At 64.5% G+C, this 20069-nt stretch carries 18 protein-coding genes; 15 read left to right on the forward strand and 3 right to left on the reverse strand.

The window, feature by feature from the left end; genetic code table 11:
* Window positions 1-67: 67 nt before the first annotated feature.
* A complete protein-coding gene (locus tag AC51GR_RS00885) occupies window positions 68-1534 on the reverse strand; it encodes an MFS transporter (protein WP_496322743.1) in 1467 nt (488 codons plus the stop codon).
* Between the two features lie 402 nt (window positions 1535-1936).
* On the opposite strand from AC51GR_RS00885, the gene dnaK reads away from it, so the two are divergent.
* From dnaK to AC51GR_RS00910, 5 genes are all read left to right on the forward strand, one after another.
* A complete protein-coding gene (gene dnaK, locus AC51GR_RS00890; protein ID WP_496322744.1) occupies window positions 1937-3784 on the forward strand; it encodes a molecular chaperone DnaK in 1848 nt (615 codons plus the stop codon).
* Entirely contained in the window at window positions 3781-4428 is a 648-nt protein-coding gene (gene grpE / locus AC51GR_RS00895) for a nucleotide exchange factor GrpE (protein ID WP_496322745.1), read from the forward strand. Before dnaK ends, grpE begins: the two co-directional genes overlap by 4 nt.
* Window positions 4429-4536: 108 nt before the next feature.
* The gene (dnaJ, locus tag AC51GR_RS00900; RefSeq protein ID WP_496322746.1) at window positions 4537-5733 is read left to right on the forward strand and encodes a molecular chaperone DnaJ; all 1197 of its coding nucleotides are present in this window, start codon (window positions 4537-4539) and stop codon (window positions 5731-5733) included.
* 65 nt (window positions 5734-5798) lie between these two features.
* On the forward strand, window positions 5799-6161 hold the full coding sequence (locus AC51GR_RS00905) for a heat shock protein transcriptional repressor HspR (RefSeq protein WP_496323334.1): 363 nt from the start codon (window positions 5799-5801) through the stop codon (window positions 6159-6161).
* 175 nt (window positions 6162-6336) lie between these two features.
* A complete protein-coding gene (locus AC51GR_RS00910; protein WP_496322747.1) occupies window positions 6337-7539 on the forward strand; it encodes a DUF7159 family protein in 1203 nt (400 codons plus the stop codon).
* A 1-nt stretch (window position 7540) separates the two neighbouring features.
* On the opposite strand, the gene AC51GR_RS00915 is transcribed toward AC51GR_RS00910, so the two are convergent.
* Entirely contained in the window at window positions 7541-8695 is a 1155-nt protein-coding gene (locus AC51GR_RS00915; RefSeq protein WP_496322748.1) for an FAD-binding oxidoreductase, read from the reverse strand.
* A 180-nt stretch (window positions 8696-8875) separates the two neighbouring features.
* Between AC51GR_RS00915 and AC51GR_RS00920 the strand changes: the two genes are divergently transcribed.
* Complete coding sequence (locus AC51GR_RS00920) at window positions 8876-10072, forward strand: amidohydrolase family protein (RefSeq protein ID WP_496322749.1); 1197 nt, start codon at window positions 8876-8878, stop codon at window positions 10070-10072.
* A gap of 1 nt (window position 10073) precedes the next feature.
* Here AC51GR_RS00920 and AC51GR_RS00925 read toward each other — a convergent pair whose 3' ends face one another.
* Window positions 10074-11795: an NAD(P)/FAD-dependent oxidoreductase gene (locus tag AC51GR_RS00925; protein ID WP_496322750.1), complete on the reverse strand. Its 1722-nt coding sequence runs from the start codon at window positions 11793-11795 to the stop codon at window positions 10074-10076.
* 85 nt (window positions 11796-11880) lie between these two features.
* Between AC51GR_RS00925 and AC51GR_RS00930 the strand changes: the two genes are divergently transcribed.
* The 9 genes from AC51GR_RS00930 to AC51GR_RS00970 all read left to right on the forward strand — a co-directional run bounded on the left by AC51GR_RS00930 (window position 11881) and on the right by AC51GR_RS00970 (window position 20057).
* Entirely contained in the window at window positions 11881-12252 is a 372-nt protein-coding gene (locus tag AC51GR_RS00930) for a hypothetical protein (protein WP_496322751.1), read from the forward strand.
* A gap of 40 nt (window positions 12253-12292) precedes the next feature.
* A complete protein-coding gene (locus AC51GR_RS00935) occupies window positions 12293-13051 on the forward strand; it encodes an SDR family oxidoreductase (protein ID WP_496322752.1) in 759 nt (252 codons plus the stop codon).
* 151 nt (window positions 13052-13202) lie between these two features.
* A complete protein-coding gene (locus AC51GR_RS00940) occupies window positions 13203-13592 on the forward strand; it encodes an SHOCT domain-containing protein (RefSeq protein ID WP_496322753.1) in 390 nt (129 codons plus the stop codon).
* A 213-nt stretch (window positions 13593-13805) separates the two neighbouring features.
* Window positions 13806-14897, forward strand: a complete 1092-nt coding sequence (locus AC51GR_RS00945; RefSeq protein ID WP_496322754.1) for an NAD(P)H-binding protein — start codon at window positions 13806-13808, stop codon at window positions 14895-14897.
* Window positions 14894-15598 (forward strand): CPBP family intramembrane glutamic endopeptidase, encoded by a 705-nt coding sequence (locus tag AC51GR_RS00950; RefSeq protein ID WP_496322755.1) that lies wholly within the window; start codon window positions 14894-14896, stop codon window positions 15596-15598. The genes AC51GR_RS00945 and AC51GR_RS00950 overlap by 4 nt, the downstream gene beginning before the upstream one ends.
* Before the next feature lie 44 nt (window positions 15599-15642).
* A complete protein-coding gene (locus AC51GR_RS00955) occupies window positions 15643-16074 on the forward strand; it encodes a type II toxin-antitoxin system Rv0910 family toxin (protein ID WP_496322756.1) in 432 nt (143 codons plus the stop codon).
* A gap of 136 nt (window positions 16075-16210) precedes the next feature.
* Window positions 16211-16516, forward strand: a complete 306-nt coding sequence (locus AC51GR_RS00960; protein ID WP_496322757.1) for a GlsB/YeaQ/YmgE family stress response membrane protein — start codon at window positions 16211-16213, stop codon at window positions 16514-16516.
* Between the two features lie 10 nt (window positions 16517-16526).
* Window positions 16527-18485, forward strand: coding sequence for a gamma-glutamyltransferase family protein (locus AC51GR_RS00965; protein ID WP_496322758.1), 1959 nt, complete (start codon window positions 16527-16529; stop codon window positions 18483-18485).
* A 285-nt stretch (window positions 18486-18770) separates the two neighbouring features.
* On the forward strand, window positions 18771-20057 hold the full coding sequence (locus tag AC51GR_RS00970; RefSeq protein ID WP_496322759.1) for an HNH endonuclease signature motif containing protein: 1287 nt from the start codon (window positions 18771-18773) through the stop codon (window positions 20055-20057).
* Window positions 20058-20069: the final 12 nt, after the last annotated feature.

Genomic DNA, 20069 nt, shown 5'->3' on the forward strand with positions numbered 1-20069 from the left:
GACCCGGCCAAAGCCCGAAGGCGCCGCGGATGCAGCGCCTTCGGGTCGGGGTGTCACCTGGTCATGCTCACTTGGACGATGTCTGCGCAGCCTCGTGGTCGCCGGCAGCCGAGTCCGCGGTGGCCGGTGCCCGGAACTTGGGCAGGAACGCGGTGATGACCAATGCGATGATCGCCGAGCCGGCCGCCAGTGCCATGACAATCCGGAACCCGTCCTCGGAGGGCAGGGTGGCGGAGCCGAGCGACATCGTCATGTTGGCGATGATGACGCCGGCGATGGCGCTCGCGAACGAGGTTCCGAGTGAACGCATCAGGGTGTTGAAGCTGTTCGCCGCACCGGTCTCGGTGGGCGGAACCGCTGCCATGATGAGAGCCGGCATCGCACCGTAGGCCATACCCGTTCCGGCGCCGATGATCAGTGCGATCACGACGAGCTGCCAGATCGAGTGCATGGCAACGACGCCCATGCCGTACCCGAGTGCCACGATCACGGCACCGATCATCAGCGTGATCTTGGGGCCGACCGCGTTGGTGATCTTCGATCCGATCGGTGAGATCAGCATCATGATGATGCCGGATGGTGCCATCACCAGACCCGAGACGAGCATGGATCCGCCGAGTCCGAAGCCGGTGGCCTCAGGCAACTGAACGATCTGGGGGAACACCATCGTCTGGGCGAACATGGCGAACCCGAAGACGATCGACGCGGCGTTGGTGAGCAGAACCTGCCGGCGGGCGGACACCCGAAGGTCGACGAGCGGCTTGGCGGTGCGGAGCTCCCACCAGCCCCAGACGAGGAACGCGATGAGCGAAACAATCAGCAGGACAAGCGTCTTGCTGTTGGTCCAGCCCCAGTCGGAACCCTTCGAGATGGGCAGCAGCAGCGCAACGAGCGCAATGGCGAGGGTTATCGCACCGGCGAAGTCGAACTTGCCGCCCGTTCGCACCGGGGATTCCGGCACCACGCGGATGACCAGTACGGCTGCGACCAGGCCGAGAGCAGCGGAAACCCAGAAGAGCATGTGCCAGTCGGCGTACTCGGCGATGATCGCCGCGATCGGAAGACCCAATGCGCCACCGACGCCCAGCGAAGCACCCATCATGGCGACTGCACCGGCAAGCTTCGCAGGCGGCAGGATGTCGCGCATCACGCTGATACCGAGCGGGATCAGGCCGGCGGCCAGACCCTGTAGGCCTCGACCGACGATCATCGGGATGACGCTCGAGGACAGTGCGGCGACGACCGAACCCGCGACGAGCAGTCCGATGCTGATCAGCATCATGCGACGCTTGCCGAACATGTCACCGAGGCGGCCCATCGTCGGCACTGCGACGGCCGCGGCCAGCAGGGTGGCGGTCACGGCCCAGGCGGTGTCGGATGCCGGCGCGTCCAGGTACTCGGGCAGATGCGGGATGATCGGGATGACCAGTGTCTGCATCAGTGAGGCCACGATGCCGGCGAATGCCAGCACTGCCACGATCGGCCCGGTTGGCGGCGTCTTCGCCAGGGGCGGCGAATTGGTGGGTGTGGACATCAAGGGCTCTCCATCGACTTGCAAATAGTTCTGTGCATATTTAAGTCACACGATTTAGTTAGCGTAGGGCAACCATGTGTCATCTGCAAACACCGCCGCGCTATTCGTGACGGACCTCACCTGAATCGGATTCGGGTGATTGGGGCCACTGGATATCCCGACCGACCTGAGCCGTACTTGAGCCGACGTCACTCAACTTTTTCGCGGGACCGGGAACACATTCGCAAGATTCACCGTTACAAGACTCGTGAGACCTGAGCGACCCCGACTCAATCCGACTTGACTGCGATGTTTAGACTTCGGTAGAAGTTGAGTCGATCGCGCTGAGGTTTCAGTTACAACCACAAACGTGAACATCCGTGCTCCGCGCTGCTGCGGACGCACTGCTTATAGGAGGCAACAATGGCTCGTGCTGTAGGAATCGACCTGGGCACCACCAACTCGGTGGTGTCAGTGCTCGAAGGTGGAGAAGCCACCGTCGTCGCAAACGCCGAAGGCGCCCGCACCACCCCGTCGGTGGTCGCGTTTGCCCGTAACGGCGAGGTCCTGGTCGGACAGCCGGCCAAGAACCAGGCTGTGACCAACGTCGACCGCACCATTCGTTCCGTCAAGCGCCACATGGGCGAAGACTGGACCACCGCGATCGATGACAAGAAGTACACCCCGCAGGAGATCAGCGCCCGCACGCTGATGAAGCTCAAGCGTGACGCAGAGGCATACCTCGGCGACGAGGTCGTCGACGCCGTGATCACCGTGCCCGCATACTTCAACGACGCCCAGCGTCAGGCGACGAAGGAAGCCGGCCAGATCGCCGGCCTGAACGTCCTGCGCATCGTCAACGAGCCCACCGCGGCGGCGCTGGCCTACGGCCTCGACAAGGGCGAAAAAGAGCAGACCATCCTCGTGTTCGACCTCGGTGGCGGCACGTTCGACGTGTCCCTCCTGGAGATCGGCGACGGCGTCGTCGAGGTCCGTGCGACCTCCGGCGACAACCACCTCGGTGGCGACGACTGGGATCAGCGTGTCGTCGACTGGCTGGTCGACAAGTTCAAGGCGAGCAGCGGCATCGACCTGACCAAGGACAAGATGGCCCTGCAGCGTCTGCGTGAGGCTGCCGAGAAGGCGAAGATCGAACTGTCCTCGGGACAGAGCACCTCGATCAACCTGCCGTACATCACCGTCGACGCGGACAAGAACCCGCTCTTCCTCGACGAACAGCTCACCCGTAGCGAGTTCCAGAAGATCACCGGCGATCTGCTCGAGCGCACCCGTGCGCCGTTCCAGGCCGTGATCAAGGACGCCGGTGTCTCGGTTTCCGACATCGATCACGTGGTGCTCGTCGGTGGTTCGACCCGGATGCCGGCCGTGACCGACCTGGTCAAGGAACTCACCGGTGGACGCGAGCCCAACAAGGGCGTCAACCCCGATGAGGTCGTGGCCGTCGGTGCCGCACTGCAGGCCGGTGTGCTGCGCGGTGAGGTCAAGGACGTGCTGCTGCTCGACGTGACCCCGCTGAGCCTGGGCATCGAGACCAAGGGTGGCGTCATGCACAAGCTCATCGAGCGCAACACCACCATCCCGACCAAGCGGTCGGAGACCTACACGACGGCCGAAGACAACCAGCCTTCGGTGCAGATCCAGGTCTATCAGGGTGAGCGCGAGATCGCTGCGCACAACAAGCTGCTCGGATCGTTCGAACTCGCCGGTATCGCTCCTGCCCCGCAGGGTGTCCCGCAGATCGAGGTGACCTTCGACATCGACGCCAACGGCATCGTGCACGTCACCGCGAAGGACAAGGGCACCGGCAAAGAGAACACCATCCGCATCCAGGACGGCTCGGGCCTGAGCAAGGACGAGATCGACCGGATGATCAAGGATGCCGAAGCTCACGCAGACGAGGATCGTGCGCGTCGTGAAGAGGCCGAGACCCGCAACCAGGCCGAATCGCTGGTGAACCAGACCGAGAAGTTCCTCAAGGACTCCGACGACAAGGTTCCCGCCGATCTCAAGACCAAGGTCGAGGGCTCGATCGAAGGTGTGCGCGAAGCGCTCAAGGGCAGTGATCTCGGTGCCATCAAGTCGGCTGTCGAGAAGCTGACCACCGACTCGCAGGAGCTCGGCCAGGCCATCTACGCCAACGCCGCTGCCGAAGAGGGTGCACCGACACCCGGTGGCGCCGATGACGTCGTCGACGCAGAGGTTGTCGACGAGGGTGTCGACGGCTCTGAAAACGCCGGAGAGCAGAAGTGACCCGTCCCGAATCCGAACCGGTGACCGTGACCGACAAGCGACGGATCGATCCCGACACGGGTGAGGTGCGTCCCGAGGAGACCACGGACGCTCCGGAGACAGAAGGGGCGCAACCGGATTCGGTGGACACAGAATCGATGGACACAGAATCGATGGACACAGTGGATGCCGCAATCGATGAGGTCGCTGCCGACGCAGCGGGCTCGGACAAGGAGGCTGAATTGCTGGCCGACTTGCAGCGGGTTCATGCGGAGTACGCCAACTACCGCAAGCGCGCTGAACGCGAGAAGGTCTCGGCCCAGCAGTACGGCAAGGGTGACTTGATCAAGTCGCTGCTGCCGGTGCTGGACGACCTGGACCGGGCGCGGGCTCACGGTGACCTCGAGGCCGGGCCGCTACGCGCGGTCTCCGACAAGATCACCGAAACCCTCAGTGCCGCGGGCCTGGCGGCCTTCGGCGCCGAGGGCGACGAGTTCGACCCGGCGTTGCACGAGGCCGTGCAGAATGAGGGCGACGGTGCTCGTCCGGTGATCGGGACCGTGTATCGGCAGGGCTTCCGCCTTGGTGATCGCGTCCTGCGCACGGCGATGGTGGTCGTGGTCGACGGGCCGAAGCCCGCGGACACGACGCCGCCACAGGACTAGGAGCTGACCGGCCCAGGCACTTGCAGTGCCTGGGCCGGCATCTTCGGCACACAATGAATACAAAAAGAACCAAAAACAGCGAAGATCTACAAAAGGAGGTGACGCCTGGTGGCCCCACAACGTGAGTGGCTGGAACAGGACTTCTACAAAGCGCTGGGCGTCGCGCCCGGTGCGTCCGCCGACGAGATCAAAAAGGCCTATCGGAAGCTGGCCCGGGAATTGCATCCCGACGCCAATCCGAACGACGCCGCGGCAGAGGAGCGATTCAAGCTCGTCTCCGAAGCGCACAGCGTCTTGTCCGATCCGGCAAAGCGCAAAGAGTACGACGACACCCGGCGCATGTTCGCCGGAGCGCGCGGACGCGGCGCGCGAGGTGGTGGGGGCGGATTCCCCGGTGGCTTCGGAGGTCCGTCCGGCGGCCAGGAATTCAACATCAACGATCTTTTCGGGGACGGCCCGGCCGCAGCGGGGACCGAGACGAACCTCGGCGACCTCTTCGGCGGCCTGTTCAACCGCAGTGGTGGTGGCTCGCGAGGTACGCAGACGCGGAGCCGTCGCGGCAACGACCTGGAAACCGAGACCACCCTCAGCTTCAAAGAAGCTGCTCTGGGTACCTCCACGACCCTGACGATCACCAGTTCTGCGCCATGCACCAGCTGTCATGGCAGTGGTGCCAAGCCGGGCACGAGCCCACGGGTCTGCCCGACCTGTAACGGCGCCGGTGTGGTCAGCCGCAACCAGGGCGCATTCGGGTTCAGCGAGCCCTGCACCGACTGCCGTGGCACCGGTTCGCGGATCGACGATCCGTGCCCCGACTGCGACGGCAACGGCGCAACGGTCCGGACCCGTCCGATCACCGTGCGTATCCCGCCGGGCGTGTCGAACGGTGGGCGCATTCGATTGGCGGGCCAGGGTGAGGCCGGTCTGCGCGGCGCCCCGTCCGGTGACCTCTACGTCACCGTCAAGGTTTCACCCGACCGCACCTTCACCCGCAGCGGCGACGACATCAAGGTGACGTTGCCGGTCAGCTTCGCGGAGCTGGTACTGGGCACCACGGTGTCGGTGCCGACGCTCGAGGGCAGTGTCGGGCTGAAGATCCCGCCGAACACGGTGGACGGACGGACCCTTCGGGTGCGCGGCCGCGGTGTGGCCAAGCGGGCCGGCGGTGCCGGAGACCTGTTGGTCACCGTCAAGGTCGCCGTCCCACCGAAGTTGGACGACGCCGCGATCGAGGCGTTGAACAAGTACGCCGCCGCAGAGAAAGCCAGCGGGTTCGACCCGCGTGCAAACTGGGGTAGATCATGACCGACCCGCCACCGAATGATCGAGACCGGGAGACCCGAGATCGGGAAGCCACCGAGTCTGCACGGATGTTCGTGATCTCGGTGGCGGCCGAGCTCGCCGGGATGCACGCCCAGACGCTGCGGACCTATGACCGTCTCGGACTGGTCACCCCGCAGCGGGCGGCCGGCGGCGGTCGCCGCTACTCCAGCCGCGACGTCGAACTCTTGCGCGAGGTGCAGCGACTGTCGCAGGACGACGGCGTGAACCTCGCCGGCATCAAGCGGGTCATCGAGCTGACCAACCAGGTCGATGCGCTCCAGAGCCGCGTTCGCGAACTCGAAGCCGAACTTGCGCAACAACGTTCGCCGCGCCGGGGCGACTTGGTCCCGATCCCGCGCACCAACGCTCTCGTGGTCTGGAAACCACGCCGCGACCGCGGCAATCGTTGACAGTCCGGGGCGGTGGCCGAGTTCTGCCGCGCTTTGTGTCTGCAGGTGACAGGATCCGCACGTAACAGGATCCGCACGTAACAGGATCCGCACGTAACAGGATCCGCACGTAACAGGATCCGCACGTAACAGGGTCCGCAGGTAACAAGAACAGTCGATAGGGCGATACATCAGCATGAGCCAGGTACTCGGGATATCTGTCACAGACCTGGAGATCGCATCGGTCGTAGCCGACTCCGGCACCGGTGAGGTGCTGGCCCGTAACTTCGTCGAGTTGTCGAACTCGTCCCCCGACTACGTGTTCGATGCGATCTACCAGCTTGTGCAGTCAGCCCCGGTCCTGCCGGGGGCGATCACGATTGCCTGCGCAGACAGCGCCACCGTCGTTGCCATCGGCGACATCATCGATTCCGGGCGCCTTCCCGCGCATCTGCTGCCGCATCACAGGCCCGATCCCGCGACACCGGATGGTGCATCGTCGACGCCGGACTGGTTCTCCCGGACGACTGTGGTCGGATCTCCGGTGGCCTATGCCGAGATCGTGGCTGCGATCTTCGGCGCCCGGGGTCTGGTGCTCGTCGCCGACCTGGACCGCTCCGGTGCACTGTTCCCCGGACAATCCGTTGCCCTTGTCGACACCAGCACCCGCACGGTGGTCGGTGCCAGTGAGATCTCCGGTGTGGGGTTGCGCCCGCCGGTCACCGAACGGGACGGAGCCCAGCTCGTCGGCGATGCGGTCGGGGTCATCCCCAACGCGACCGGTGCATTTCAGGGCATCGCGGTACTCGGCCCCGGGGCAGTGATCCCAGGTGTCGCGCCATCCCTGGAATACGCCCTGCAGCTGCCGGTGCAGATCGCCGATGACGGCCAGTACGCGACGGCCTATGGCGCCGCGATGGTCGCCGCTGCCGCGATCGGCGTGAGCAACAACAATCGTTGGGTCCTGTTGTCGGCCGCGGCTGCGGCCGCACTGTTCGTGGCGATCGGTGTGATCACCGCCGTGATCATGACCAGCAACACCAGTGAGCCGAAGACCGCGGTCGACGAACAGCCGACCACATCGGAGTTCAGTTCTTCGACCACGACGACAACCACGACGAAGTCCACTCCGCGGACGACGACGTCCGCACCACCCCCGCCCCCGCCCGAGACCACGACAACCGAGGCTCCGCCGGTGGTCGAGGAACCGGAGACCGTCACCGTGGTCCCACCACCCACGACGATCACCCAGGTCCCGTCGCCACCGCCCGAGACGACGACCACGACGACGCCACCGCCTGAGACCACAACGACCACGACCGGTTCGGCGACGGCGACAACCGTGACTCCGACCACTACTTCGGGCGCAGCGGGCGTGGCACCGCCACCCGCGGCGTGACTCAGTACGGGTCGTTCTGGATGTGGCTGGCCGGGATGCCGGCGATCAGGAATCGTCGACGGGTGTTGACCAGCATCTCGGGTGATCCGGCCATCAGTACTTGATGCGAGGTCCAGTCCTTGCCGTACTCCAGAACCGCGTCCGACAGCTGTCCCCGGATACGTTCGAAGGTGATCCGCCCGGACTGCTCGCCCGAGTTGCTCCACCAGGGGTCCTCGGTGTCCTCGACCACCGTGGTGACCGTGAGCCAGGGGTTCATGGCGGCGATCTGCCACAGTCTCGACAGGTCATAGAGGTCGGCGGGGTATCGCGCACCGAAGAACAGGTGCACCGCCGGTGGCCGCACCAGGCGGGTCAGTTCGATGATGATCGCGCGCAGCGGTGCCAGCCCGGTTCCTCCCGCGACCATCAGTACGTCGTTGCCGGTGGGGTCGACGTGAAGTGCGCCGTGGGCCTGCGCCAGATTCCAGACGTCACCGACCCGGGTCTCGGTGACGATGGAGCTGCTGACCGTTCCGCCCGGGATCGCCCGGACGTGGAATTCCAGCTCTCCGTCGGGATTCGGCGGGATCGACGGGGACAGGTGGCGCCAGATCCGTGGCCACTGGGGGATCTGCACCTCGAGGTATTGGCCGGCGGCAAATCGCAGCGGTTCGTCGGTGCGCAGCCGGACGACTGCGAGATCTCTTGACAGCCGATATTTTTCGGCGACGGTGGCCGGCCAGGTCGCCGGGCCCTGTGCGGAATGCGCGGCGCCGCGCATCACCCCGGTGGTCAGCATCAGCGCCTGGGAGACGACGCCCGCGGCTTCCTCGTCCCACTCGGAACCCATGACGGACGCGATCTCACGCATGAGCGCGACGAAGAACTCGTTGTAATTCTCCTCCGTGACACCGTATTTCCGGTGGTCGCGACCGAGCTGGCCGAGAAACTCCAGCAGCAGCGCATGATTTTCGCGGTCCGGGACAGCTTCAAAGACATAATCGATGACCCGGAACAGGGTTTCTCGTTGGCGTGCCATATTCGCCGGGAAGAGTTCCCGGAGCGCTGGATTTGTTGCGAATAATCGGTTGTAGAAGTTGGCGGTGAATCGTTCCGGATCCCGGGCCAGCACATCGCGCACCTGCAACAGCACGTGCCGCGTATGGGTACCCACGCTCAGTCCCGGCCTCTCCGTTGATTGCCAACAAATATCAGGTGAGAGGCCATTTCGATGGCCGCGCACCGCGAAGTTCATCGAGTGGATCAGGTTGGTCCCCGCACCCGTGCCACAGTTTATTGTGTTTTGCCGCCACTTACGATCAAGCGATGGCGGCTTGCTGGGTACAGTCTTCATATGGCAAAGGAGCGCGCCAATGATAATGTGCGCGACAGTGCGCTCGCCGGTCCTTCCGAATGGTCCGGGACACAGCCACGCGCGACCCCGGCCGGCGATTTCGGTCTCTTGCGCCGGGTCGTTCCCGGCATCATCGACACACACGTCCACCACTGGGATCCGCTGCATTCTCCCTGGGAGTCGACCCGACGCGCTCGACTCTATCGGGCGGCGCCGATTCTCGGTAAGGCCATCTTCCGGTACGCGGTGGCGCAGGGCGATCGTGAACTCGTCCTCGACCCACGGATCGTGGCCCGGCCGTACCTGCCGAAGCACTATCACTCCGACTTTCGCGGTGCGGAGCCGACAGCCGGCGTCCCCGTCGAGTCTGTGGTCTACATGCAGACCGACTGGGTCCTCGAGGAACCGTTCGGCTCCACCGATGAGACACGTTGGGTGGCAAACCTTCCCTTCGGGCAGGACGGTGCCCCCGAACTCGCGGCGATCGTCGCCCGCGGTGATCCGCGCCAGCCGACGTTCGGGCAGCTGATCGAGCGGCACCTCGACATCAGCGACAAGGTTCGCGGTATCCGCTGTGTATCGGCTTGGCACCCCGATCCCAAGGTGCGCAGCTGGGTGGAAGGCGAGGGGGTCCTGGTGGACCCGGACTTCCTGGCCGGGTTCGCCGCGATCGCGGAAAACAAGTTGGTTTTCGAGGCCTGGGTGTATTCACACCAGCTCCGCGATGTCCGGGCCCTGGCGCGGGAGTATCCGGACACCACCATCGTGCTCAACCATCTCGGGACGCCGGTCGGATTGTTCGGGCCGATGGGGCAGACGACGGGCAGCACCGCGGCGCAGCGGCATGAACTGTTGCGGGCGTGGCGCGAGGACATCTCGGCACTGGCGAGTTGCCGCAACGTGGTCGCGAAACTGTCGGGTATCGCATTCCCCCTGCTGGGATACGGACATCAGCGTTCCGGGAACATCGGCACCCAGCAGACGCTGACCAACATGACCGGGCCGCTGATCGAACATGCGGTGGCGGCATTCGGCCCGGAACGGTTGATGTTCGGGTCCAACTACCCGGGGGACAAACCGAACGCGACGCTGCAGATGATCGTCGGCAGCCAGCTCGAAACCCTGGAACCCTACGGCGGCAATCTGCTCCGCAAGGTATTCCGCGAGAACGCCCGGCGCGTGTACAGGTTGGGCTGATCTAATGCGCCGGTGGCAGGTTCTCCAGGCGGAGTTGCTGTAGCCGGTCGTGGACCAGCGGCACCGCGGAGGCACCTTCGCCGCTCGCCGCCGCCACGCGCTTCATCGATCCGCTCCGGACGTCGCCGACGGCAAAGATCCCCGGCACCGTGGTCTCCAGGAATGCCGGTGGCAAGCCGTTGCGCCAGTACTCCTTCGGGATGGATCGTCCGGTCAGAAGAAAGCCGTGGTCGTCGCGCTTGACCTGCGGCGGGATCCAGTCGCAGGTCGGTGCCGCACCGAGGAGCAGGAACAGGCCCGACGCGGTGATGCGCTGCGAGGAGCCGGTCCGGTTGTCGCACAGCTCCAGCCATTCCAGATGGCCTTCACCACCACCGTCGACCACTTCGGTGTGACCGCGCACCGTGATGCAGGGGCTGGCCTCGATCTCCCTGATCAGATAGTCCGACATCGTTTCCGTCAGCGATTCGCGGCGGATCGCCATGGTCACCGACCGGGCGAACCGGGACAGGTGCATCGCCGCCTGACCGGCGGAGTTGCCGCCGCCGACCACCACGACGTCGCGTCCGGTCATCTCGCGGGCGGCGCTGGTCGCAGCGCCGTAGTAGACGCCCGAGCCGACGAGATCCTCGCAGCCGCGGACACCGAACCGCCGGTACGCGACACCGGTGGCGATGACGATCGTGCGCGCGCAGATGCGTGCCTCATCGACCATCACGTGGTGATGGTCGTATCGCGCATCGATGTCCACCTCGGTGACACCGCGACCGCAGAAGAACTGCGCCCCGAACCGGCCGGCCTGGATCCTGGCCCGCTGTGCCAGCCGCATTCCCGAGATCCCGCGCGGGAAGCCGAGATAGTTGCGGATCATCGAACTGGTTCCGGCCTGCCCGCCGATGGCCCCGGTCTCGATGACCGTGGTGGACAGACCTTCGGAGGCCCCGTAGACGGCCGCGGCCAGGCCCGCCGGTCCGGCTCCGATCACGAGCAGGTCGGCGACGGTGCCCTCAGGGATGCTGTCGGGGGTGCCGTAGATGCTGGCGGCGACGTCGCTCACCGTCGGACGGGACAGCGGCGGTTTTCCGGGGTGATGCAGGATCGGCAGCTCGGAGTCGCCGGTCACCGATTGGAGGATCTCCCGGCCGGCCGGGGATTCGGGGTCGTGGATCTGTACGGGCATGCCCATCCGGTCGAGGAAGTCGCGGATCTCGGCCAGTTCCGGGGATGGCCCGTCGGCGACGATCTGCAGGAAGGCGACCTCGGGCGCGGCGACCGACCAGCCCCAGTCCGACAGGTACTCGACGATTGCGGTGTGGAACTCTTCGTCGCGCTGGCCGCGGGGGATGCCGAGGTAGGTGTCGTAGCGGCCCTCGGCGACACCCGCTCTCAGTTCGTCGTACGAGGTTCCGAACCGGATCGCCGGGATGAGGGCGACTCTCCTGGCGGTCGGGACGACGAACCGGAGCTTCTGAAGCAGATCGGAACCCTGCCATGAACCGAGTTGATCGAGTTCGACGAGAATCAGCGCCACTGGGACATTGTGTTCCACAAGACTTTTCACGACATCGAGGCAGGCGTCGCCGCTGTCGGCGTATTTCACGGTGTAGTCGCGTCCGTACCGGCTGCGGATCTCATCGATGACGGTGTTGCGCGACGGTTCGGTGGTCGCCAGCACGATCGCCGGCGTCAGACGGTCATTCGGATCGTTCTCTGACGAGGTCACCTCGTCCAATCTAGCGCGGTGTTCGGCCCGGTGTGGGTGTAACTGTTCCTGGAGACCGGTGGCTTCGAGGGTCTCGTCATCGCCGATGTCCTCGGAACTGACCCGCGGCCGGGTCGGCCGGAATGCGGTCACCGGTGATCCATCAGGCCGGGGCATCTTCGCGGGGCATCTTCGCGGGGTGAAGTTCGCTGCCGAGAACGCCGAGGCCGTATTTGTCAGCGCACCCACCAGAGGGCTTCTGCGCGCGCTGGTTACGACATCTGTAAAGAGCTGGTCGCCGGCGGAAGGGGCGTGGAACGCGCGGATCCATCCGCTGCTGACCATCATCACCGGCGTCGACGGTTTCGACCTCGCATCCGCCGTGACGCCGGGTGCGTTGCGGCACAAGCTGTTCGGAAAAGGTGACTGTTGCCCGACCACCATCGCGGTGCGTGACGGGTTCGGGGTGCAGGTCTGATTCCCGCACTTTGTGCGGCCAGGCTTGGTATCAACGGAGCATGGCCTACGATCTGTTCGACGTCAGCGGAAAAACGGCCCTGGTCACCGGGGGTACCAGCGGGATCGGCGCGATGATCGCCCGCGGCCTCCATGAGCGCGGGGTCCGGGTCATCATCGCCGGCCGCAAAGCCGACGCGCTCGAGAAGGCGTCGGAGGCAGGGCTGACCGCGATCGAAGCAGACCTGTCGACGCCGCAGGGTTGCACCGACCTCGCGCAGAACGTCCTGGCTCAGACCGACTCACTCGACATCCTGGTGAACAACGCCGGTGCCACCTGGGGTGCGCCCATCGAGGAGTTCCCGTCGTCGGCATTCGACAAGGTCCTCGGACTCAATGTCCGGGCGCCGTTTCTGTTGACGCAAGCACTGCTACCGGCGCTGGAGAGGGCAGCGTCTGCAGAGCAGCCGTCAAGGGTGATCATGATCGGCAGCATCGACGGGATCCGGGTGCCGCAGACGCCGTCGTATTCGTACTCGGCGGCCAAGGCCGGTGTCCACCAGCTGACCCGGCACCTGGCAGGACATCTGAGTTCGGCGAACATCACCGTAAATGCCATCGCGCCAGGGCCATTCGAGTCCCGCATGATGCGGGCGATGCTGGAAGAACGACGCGACGAGATCGAGTCGAGTACACCACTGGGCCGTATCGGCCGTCCCGACGACATGGTCGGCGCCGTTGTTTATCTGACGAGCCGGGCCGGTTCATATCTCACCGGCGCGGTGATTCCTGTCGATGGTGGCATATCAACCACTCGATGACCGATTTTTTGAAATACCTTCACCAATGGTTCCGCGGATTTCGCACAAGGCACGAATTCCTTCCCAGGATTGCCCCGATTTGGGCACATGACGTGCAATGATCCAATGGTCGCCGATACCCGGCGATCTGCCGAGTAAGGAGCACGCGGCTATGTGGGATTCATTCTGGGACTTCATCTGGTACACGTTGGTGATCTTCGCTTTCATCGCGTATTTGATGATTCTTTTCAACGTTCTGATAGATCTTTTCCGTGACCACAAGACGTCCGGGTGGGTCAAGGCGGTCTGGATTTTCTTCCTGGTCCTGTTGCCCTACATAACCCTCTTCGTCTACCTCATCGCTCGCGGCCGCGGAATGGCCGAGCGTGCGCGTGAAGCCCAGCTCGACGCGCAGAAGCAGGCCGAGGCCTACATCAAGCAGACGGCCGGAACCGCCGGGCCCGCAGATCAGATCGCGGCCGCGAAGGCGCTGCTGGACAACGGCACGATCACCGAAGACGAGTTCCAACACCTCAAGGCAAAGGCACTCGCGGCGGCCTGACCCTTCGCGTACGCACCACCTTCATTCCAGGCACCGAACGCCCAGCGCGGTCGGTGCCTGGAACGTTTGCGGGTGCAGTGCGCCGCATCACTGCGCATCTGAGGCGACGGTGATATGCATGTCTGACGTACAGCGACAGCTGCTCCAGAACCGGGGCGGGTCGGCTGCGCTCACCGAAAGTGTGGACGCACGGATCCAACGGACGGCGATGACATGCGAATACTTGTACTCGGAGCGACGGGCTATATCGGCGCCCGACTGGTCACGGCGTTGCTCGCCGCCGGCCACGACGTGGTCACCGCATCACGGGACCACGGCTGGCTGAAGCAGTTCGGATGGTTCGATGAGGTCCGCGCGGTGGAACTGGACGCCATGGATCCGGAGTCGGTGCGTGCCGGACTGGCCGCGGCAGGTTCGATCGACGTCGTGTACTACCTGGTCCACGGCATCGGCCAGAAGAATTTCCGCCGGAACGATGAGGCCGCAGCGCAGAACGTGGCAGCGGCGGCACGGGACCACCAGGTCGGGCGCATCGTCTATCTGGGCGGGTTCGTACCCGAGGGCGACGAGCTCTCGGAGCACCTGGAGAGCCGGGCCGAGGTCGGTCGCGCTCTGCACATCGACGGTGGTCCCGAAGTCGTCTGGCTACGTGCAGCAGTCGTGATCGGTGCCGGATCGACGTCGTTCGAGATGGTCCGGTACATGTCCGATCGTCTGGCGGTGATCCCCCTGCCGTCGTGGATCGACAACCCGATGGATCCGATCTCGGTGCGCGACACCATCTACTACCTCGTGGCGGCCTCATCGGACGCGCTGCCGCCGGGGCACTACGACATCGCCGGCCCAGAGTCCTCGTCGTATAGTTCGTTGCTGTTCACCTATCTCCGCGCGATCCGGATGCCACGGTTGGGAGTGGTGTTGCCGAGCGTCGATGTTCGGCTCGCCGGCTTCCTCAGCGGGTTCGTGGTCCCGGTGCCGAGCGGGCTCGCCTCGGACCTGGTGCGGTCGCTGGACCATCCGATGGTGGCGTCCGAGCGCACGATCAGAGATCACGTCCCCGACCCGCCAGGAGGCCTCGTGACCATTCGGGAAGCAGTGCGGTGTTCGGTCGAGAGCCCGATGCCCAGGCCGGTGAACGAGTTGGCCGATGTCCACCACCTCGCAGACACCGATCCTTCCTGGGCCGGCGGAGATCTGATGCGTGTGAAACGGGGCATTCGGGACCGGGTCGTGACGCCGGCGCGCTCGGTGGTGGGGGCGCTGGCCGCCACCACCGGCCTCCACAAGTTGTGGCGCACACAGTGATCGCGTTGCCCGAGAAGCTCGAGTTCCTGATCGGCACGATCCAGGACGATTCCGGAGAACCACCGGAATCGCGGTGGACGGTGCTGCGGCGACGCATCGTCGTCGGTGTGGTCCTGGTGGTGGGCAGCGTGTTCCTGGGTATCTCGCTGTCGATCGACTCGGGTGATTCGGCGTTCTATCCCATGACATTCGCGCTCGCCGCGGTGTGGGCGATCGGTGCGCTGCTGGCCGGGCCGTTGCCCTTGGGAGCATTCCCACCACCACGAGGTGGTCCCGTGCGAGCAGCGGCGATCGGGGCCGCTGTGGGACTTGTCCTGGGCGCGATCTTCGTCATCGGCGGCTTTGTCGCGCGGGAGATCCCACCGCTGCGTGACTTCATCGCCGATGTGCTCGAACACGCCGACACCGGCGGTGTGGTGCTGGCTCTGTCAACGGCAATCGTCAACGGCATCGCCGAGGAGATGTTCTTCCGGGGCTCGGTCTACTCCGCGCTCAAAGGTCATGCGCCGGTGATCTTCTCGACGATCATCTATGTGGCGGCCACGCTGGCCAGCGGTAACCCGATGCTGGGTTTCGCGGCGATCCTGCTGGGCCTGGTGTGTGCATTCGAACGTCGGGCAACCGGGGGTGTGATGGCACCGATCTTCACGCACATCGCGTGGACCATCGTCATGGTTCTGGTGTTGCCGCAGCTCTTCTGATCCGGACTCCCGTGGGGGGCGACAACTGATGGAAGGATATTTGCATGGCTGGTGTGGATGTATCGGTGCGGTCGGATCTGCCACCGGAGGACGCGTGGGTGATGGCGTCCGACCTGAGTCGTTTCGATGAATGGATGACGATTTTCGCAGGCTGGAAGAGCCCACTGCCGAACGAGGTCGAGTTGGGCACGAAGGTCTCGTCACTGATCAAGGTGAAGGGTTTTCGCAACACGATCCACTGGACGGTGACGCGGTACGAGAAGCCCCAACTCCTCGAACTGTCCGGGCGAGGGCGTGGTGGCATTCACATCGACATCGAACTGAAAGTGACTCCGGACGGCGACGGTTCGGTCTTCGACCTTGGCGCATCGATCAGTGGTGGGGTGTTGAACGGTCCGATCGGCAATCTTGTTGCCAGGGTCATCGATTCGGATGTCCGCAGGTCAGTGGACAATCTGGTGGCGATGCGCAGCTGACGACGGGCCATAACGGTTGGGCATCGGACGACAGAGGTTTGGGATGTACATGGACATGGGCATTCCCGGGGGACAAGACTGAGGTCGGCGGTTGCAGACGCCGGACAGTTTCCGACAACGACGTTAGGAATATGCAGTGAGCACCACGTATCAAGCGGTAGAGATTCTTGCCGAGCGATCCACCACCACGACCTCGGTGGGAATCATCGGCTACATCATCATCGGCGGTCTCGCCGGCTGGATCGCCAGCAAGTTCATGGGCACCGACAAAGACATGGGCATCCTGCTGAACATCGTCGTCGGTGTCATCGGCGCCTTCCTCGGTGGCTTCCTGCTGAGTTTCGCCTTCGACACCGCAAGCGGCGGATGGTTCTTCACCTTCCTCACCGCACTCCTCGGCTCGGTGATCCTGTTGTGGATCGTGAAGAAGATCCGGCGATAGATCCGGCCACATGCAGATCCGTGGGGTTGGCGTCGTCACCGCAGGGACGCTCGCCGTTCTGCTGACCGTGTCCTGCTCGGCGCCGTCGAACGACGGCGCCGAGTTCGGCGGTGTCTGCGCCATCCCGGCGGAGTCGGCGGCGAATTCGACTGTGACTGCCGCTTCTCCAGCATCGGGCGTTACTGCGGCGCCGGACATCTCGACGAACCCGGAGGTCGCCACCGGTTACCGAACCGACATGTCTGTGGTGCAGACCAAGTCGTTCGCTGCGGCCACCGCGAATCCGTTGGCCACCGAGGCGGCATGTGAGGTCCTGGCCGATGGGGGCAGTGCGGCCGACGCGCTCGTTGCCGCCCAGATGATGCTCGGTCTGGTCGAGCCACAGAGCTCGGGCATCGGAGGTGGTGCGTTCGCTTTGTATTACGACGCCGACACCGCGTCGGTCCGGGCCTACGATGGTCGGGAGGTGGCGCCCGCCGCGGCAGACGAGAACTATCTGCGGTGGATCGACGACGTCAATCGAAGTGAACCCCTCCCCAGCACCCGTGAAAGTGGCCGGTCCATCGGAGTTCCCGGCGTGCTGCGACTCCTTGAAGACGTCCACGAAGACCAAGGGAATTCTGACTGGTCGAGCCTGTTCGGTTCCACAACTCGGCTGGCCGACAACGGTTTCGAGATCAGTCCCCGGATGGCCGCGGCCATCGCGGCGTCGACCACAGAACTCGCGGCCGACCCGGCTGCCCGCTCATACTTCCTGAATCCCGACGGCACCGCGAAAGCTCCCGGAACGGTACTGACCAATCCCGCATACGCCAAGACGTTGGGCGCAATCGCCTCCGACGGCGCCGATGCGTTCTACACCGGCCCCATCGCGGAATCGGTTGTTGCGAAGGCGCGCTCAACCGAAAACGGTATGACGCCGTCGCTGATGACGCTCGAGGACCTCGCGAACTACGAGTCGAAGGTGCGGGAGCCCCTGTGTGTCGATTACCGGGACAACCAGGTTTGTGGAATGCCGAATCCGTCCTCCGGCGGCCTGGCCGTGGCGTCCACACTCGGGATTCTCTCCAGCTTCCCCCTCGACCAATACGGTCCGACCGCAGTCGATGCGAACGGTGGCGTGCCTTCTGTGACAGCCGCACACCTGGTTGCCGAAGCAGAGCGGCTGGCATACGCCGATCGCGACAAGTACGTCGCCGATTCAGATTTCGTGCCGCTGCCGGGTGGTGGACCCGATGCACTGCTTGATCCGGTGTACCTCAAAGAGCGTGCTGCGCTGATCGATCCGGCACGTTCGATGGGTACCGCCACCGCCGGGGTATTCGACACCGGCGGGCCCATGGGCTGGTATGCCGGAGTCGAACACGGCACCAGTCACATCTCCGTCGTGGACGAGAACGGCGACGCGGCGTCGATGACCACCACGGTGGAGTCGGCATTCGGGTCCTTCCACATGGTGGACGGTTTCATCCTGAACAATCAGCTCACCGACTTCTCGGCCGAACCGGCGGATGCGCAGGGGCTTCCGTTGGCCAATCGGGTGGAGCCGAACAAACGACCGCGCAGTTCGATGGCGCCGACGCTTGTCTTCGCTGCGCCGCAAGGCGATCAGCGCGGCGAGCTCGAGATGGTTCTCGGGTCGCCAGGCGGATCGGTGATCATCCAATTTGTCGTGAAAACCCTGGTCGGTCTGATCGATTGGGACATGGATCCGCAACAGGCGGTGTCCATGGTCAACTTCGGTGCCGCCAACACCCCGAAAACCAATGTCGGCGGCGAGCATCCAGGAATTGACACGGTAAATGGCGGCGCCGCAGACCCCCTGGTTCAAGGTCTGGGACGGCTGGGACATCAAGTGGACGTCGCCGATCAGTCGAGCGGTCTGAGCGCGTTGGTGCGGACAGATGGGGGTTGGTCCGGCGGAGCCGACCCGCGCCGTGAGGGTATCGTCCTCGGCGACCCTCCATGACCTGGAGATGAGATCACCCGGATCGGAGACTCTGACCTCTACGTGTTCCCGCTCAATTGCCGCAGACCCCAGAGCGCATCTCGGAACGGTTGTCGATCTGTGAAGTCAACGATCTGCTGAGGTGGTCAAGGGCTGACTGCGTCCCGGCGGCGGTCCGGAGTCTGTCAGACCCTCTCTGTATACTACTGGACTCCGAATGTAAGAATGGCGAAATATGTTGCGGCGCAACAATATCGGTTCATTCGAAAGCTTGTGCGAATCGGGTTTGGGCCGTAAGCTCATCCCATGGACTTCGGGGGAATGTTCGCCAGGTTGTCGGATCTGGCCGGGGATGCGGCTGTGGTCGCCGGGGATGATGCTGAGATTTCAGCTCGCACGGTGGCGGCTATTCGACTCAATCATGTTGTGGAACAGATACTTTTCCGCCTGGTCGGTGAAGTCGATCGGCGCGGGTTGGCTCAGAAGTCAGGTGAGCGTTCCACCGCCGGACTGCTCCAGAAGGAGGGGGTCGCGCCGGTGGCGGCCCATCGCTACGTACGGGTGAGCAAGGCGCTCGGTGACATTCCATCAGTGGCGGCCTACGGTGTCGACGGAGCGCTGTCGGGTGAGCATGTGGACTCGATCGTCAAAGGGCTCAATCACATTGAGTGGCGGAACCCGGATCTGGCCGGCGAGGACCGCGCTGACTGTGTGCGCGGTTTGCTGACCGAGGCCTTGATGGCGAGTCCGGCGGCGGTGTCGGCGCGGGCGCGGCAGATGGCGATCGTGTTGTCGCCGCCGGACAAGCCGATCCCTGATGCCGAGAATCACGAGCTCAACGAGTTCACCCTCGGGAATGGGGACGACGGGCGCAGTCACGGCACCTTGGACTTGGACAACCTGCTGGGCGAGAAACTTCGTGTCGCGCTCGATCCGTTGTCGAAGCCGGTACCCGAACCCGATGGTTCACCGGATCGTCGATCGAATGCCCAGATCCGTGCCGATGCTCTGGAACGCCTGCTGGATTCGTATCTCGATCAGGAAGATCGTCCGACGCGTGGCGGCGCCAAACCGCATGTGGTGGTCACGGTGACCCCGGAACACCTGCAGGAGCTGCAACTACGCGGCATCCCGGGTGCCAAGGCGCCCGCGTTGGCGCCGGCCTTTGAATGGACCGGGCCGGCGTCAGCATCGACCGCGCAGATGGTGGCCTGTGATTCGGTCATCACCAGGATTCTGCTCGACAACAATTCGGTACCCCTTGATGTCGGCCGCGATCAACGCACGGTGACGCCGGCGATCCGGAAGGCGCTGATCGCGCGGGACCAAGGGTGCGCGTTCCCGGGCTGCGGGTGCCCCGCTGGCCGGACCGATGCCCACCACATCGACTTCTGGAGCCACGGCGGGGGCACCAGCATGATCAACATGGTCCTGCTCTGCCGTCGACACCACCGCTACATCCACCACCGCGGGTGGGGGGTCTTCATCAACCGCGACGGACATCCGTGGTTCATCGCCCCGGACGACACCACCAGGACCCCGATCAGATCCAACGCCCGCCGCACCCTGACCACCGAACTCACCGCAGCCTGACCAAACCGCAAG

This window comes from Williamsia sp. z71 (genome assembly GCF_059553375.1).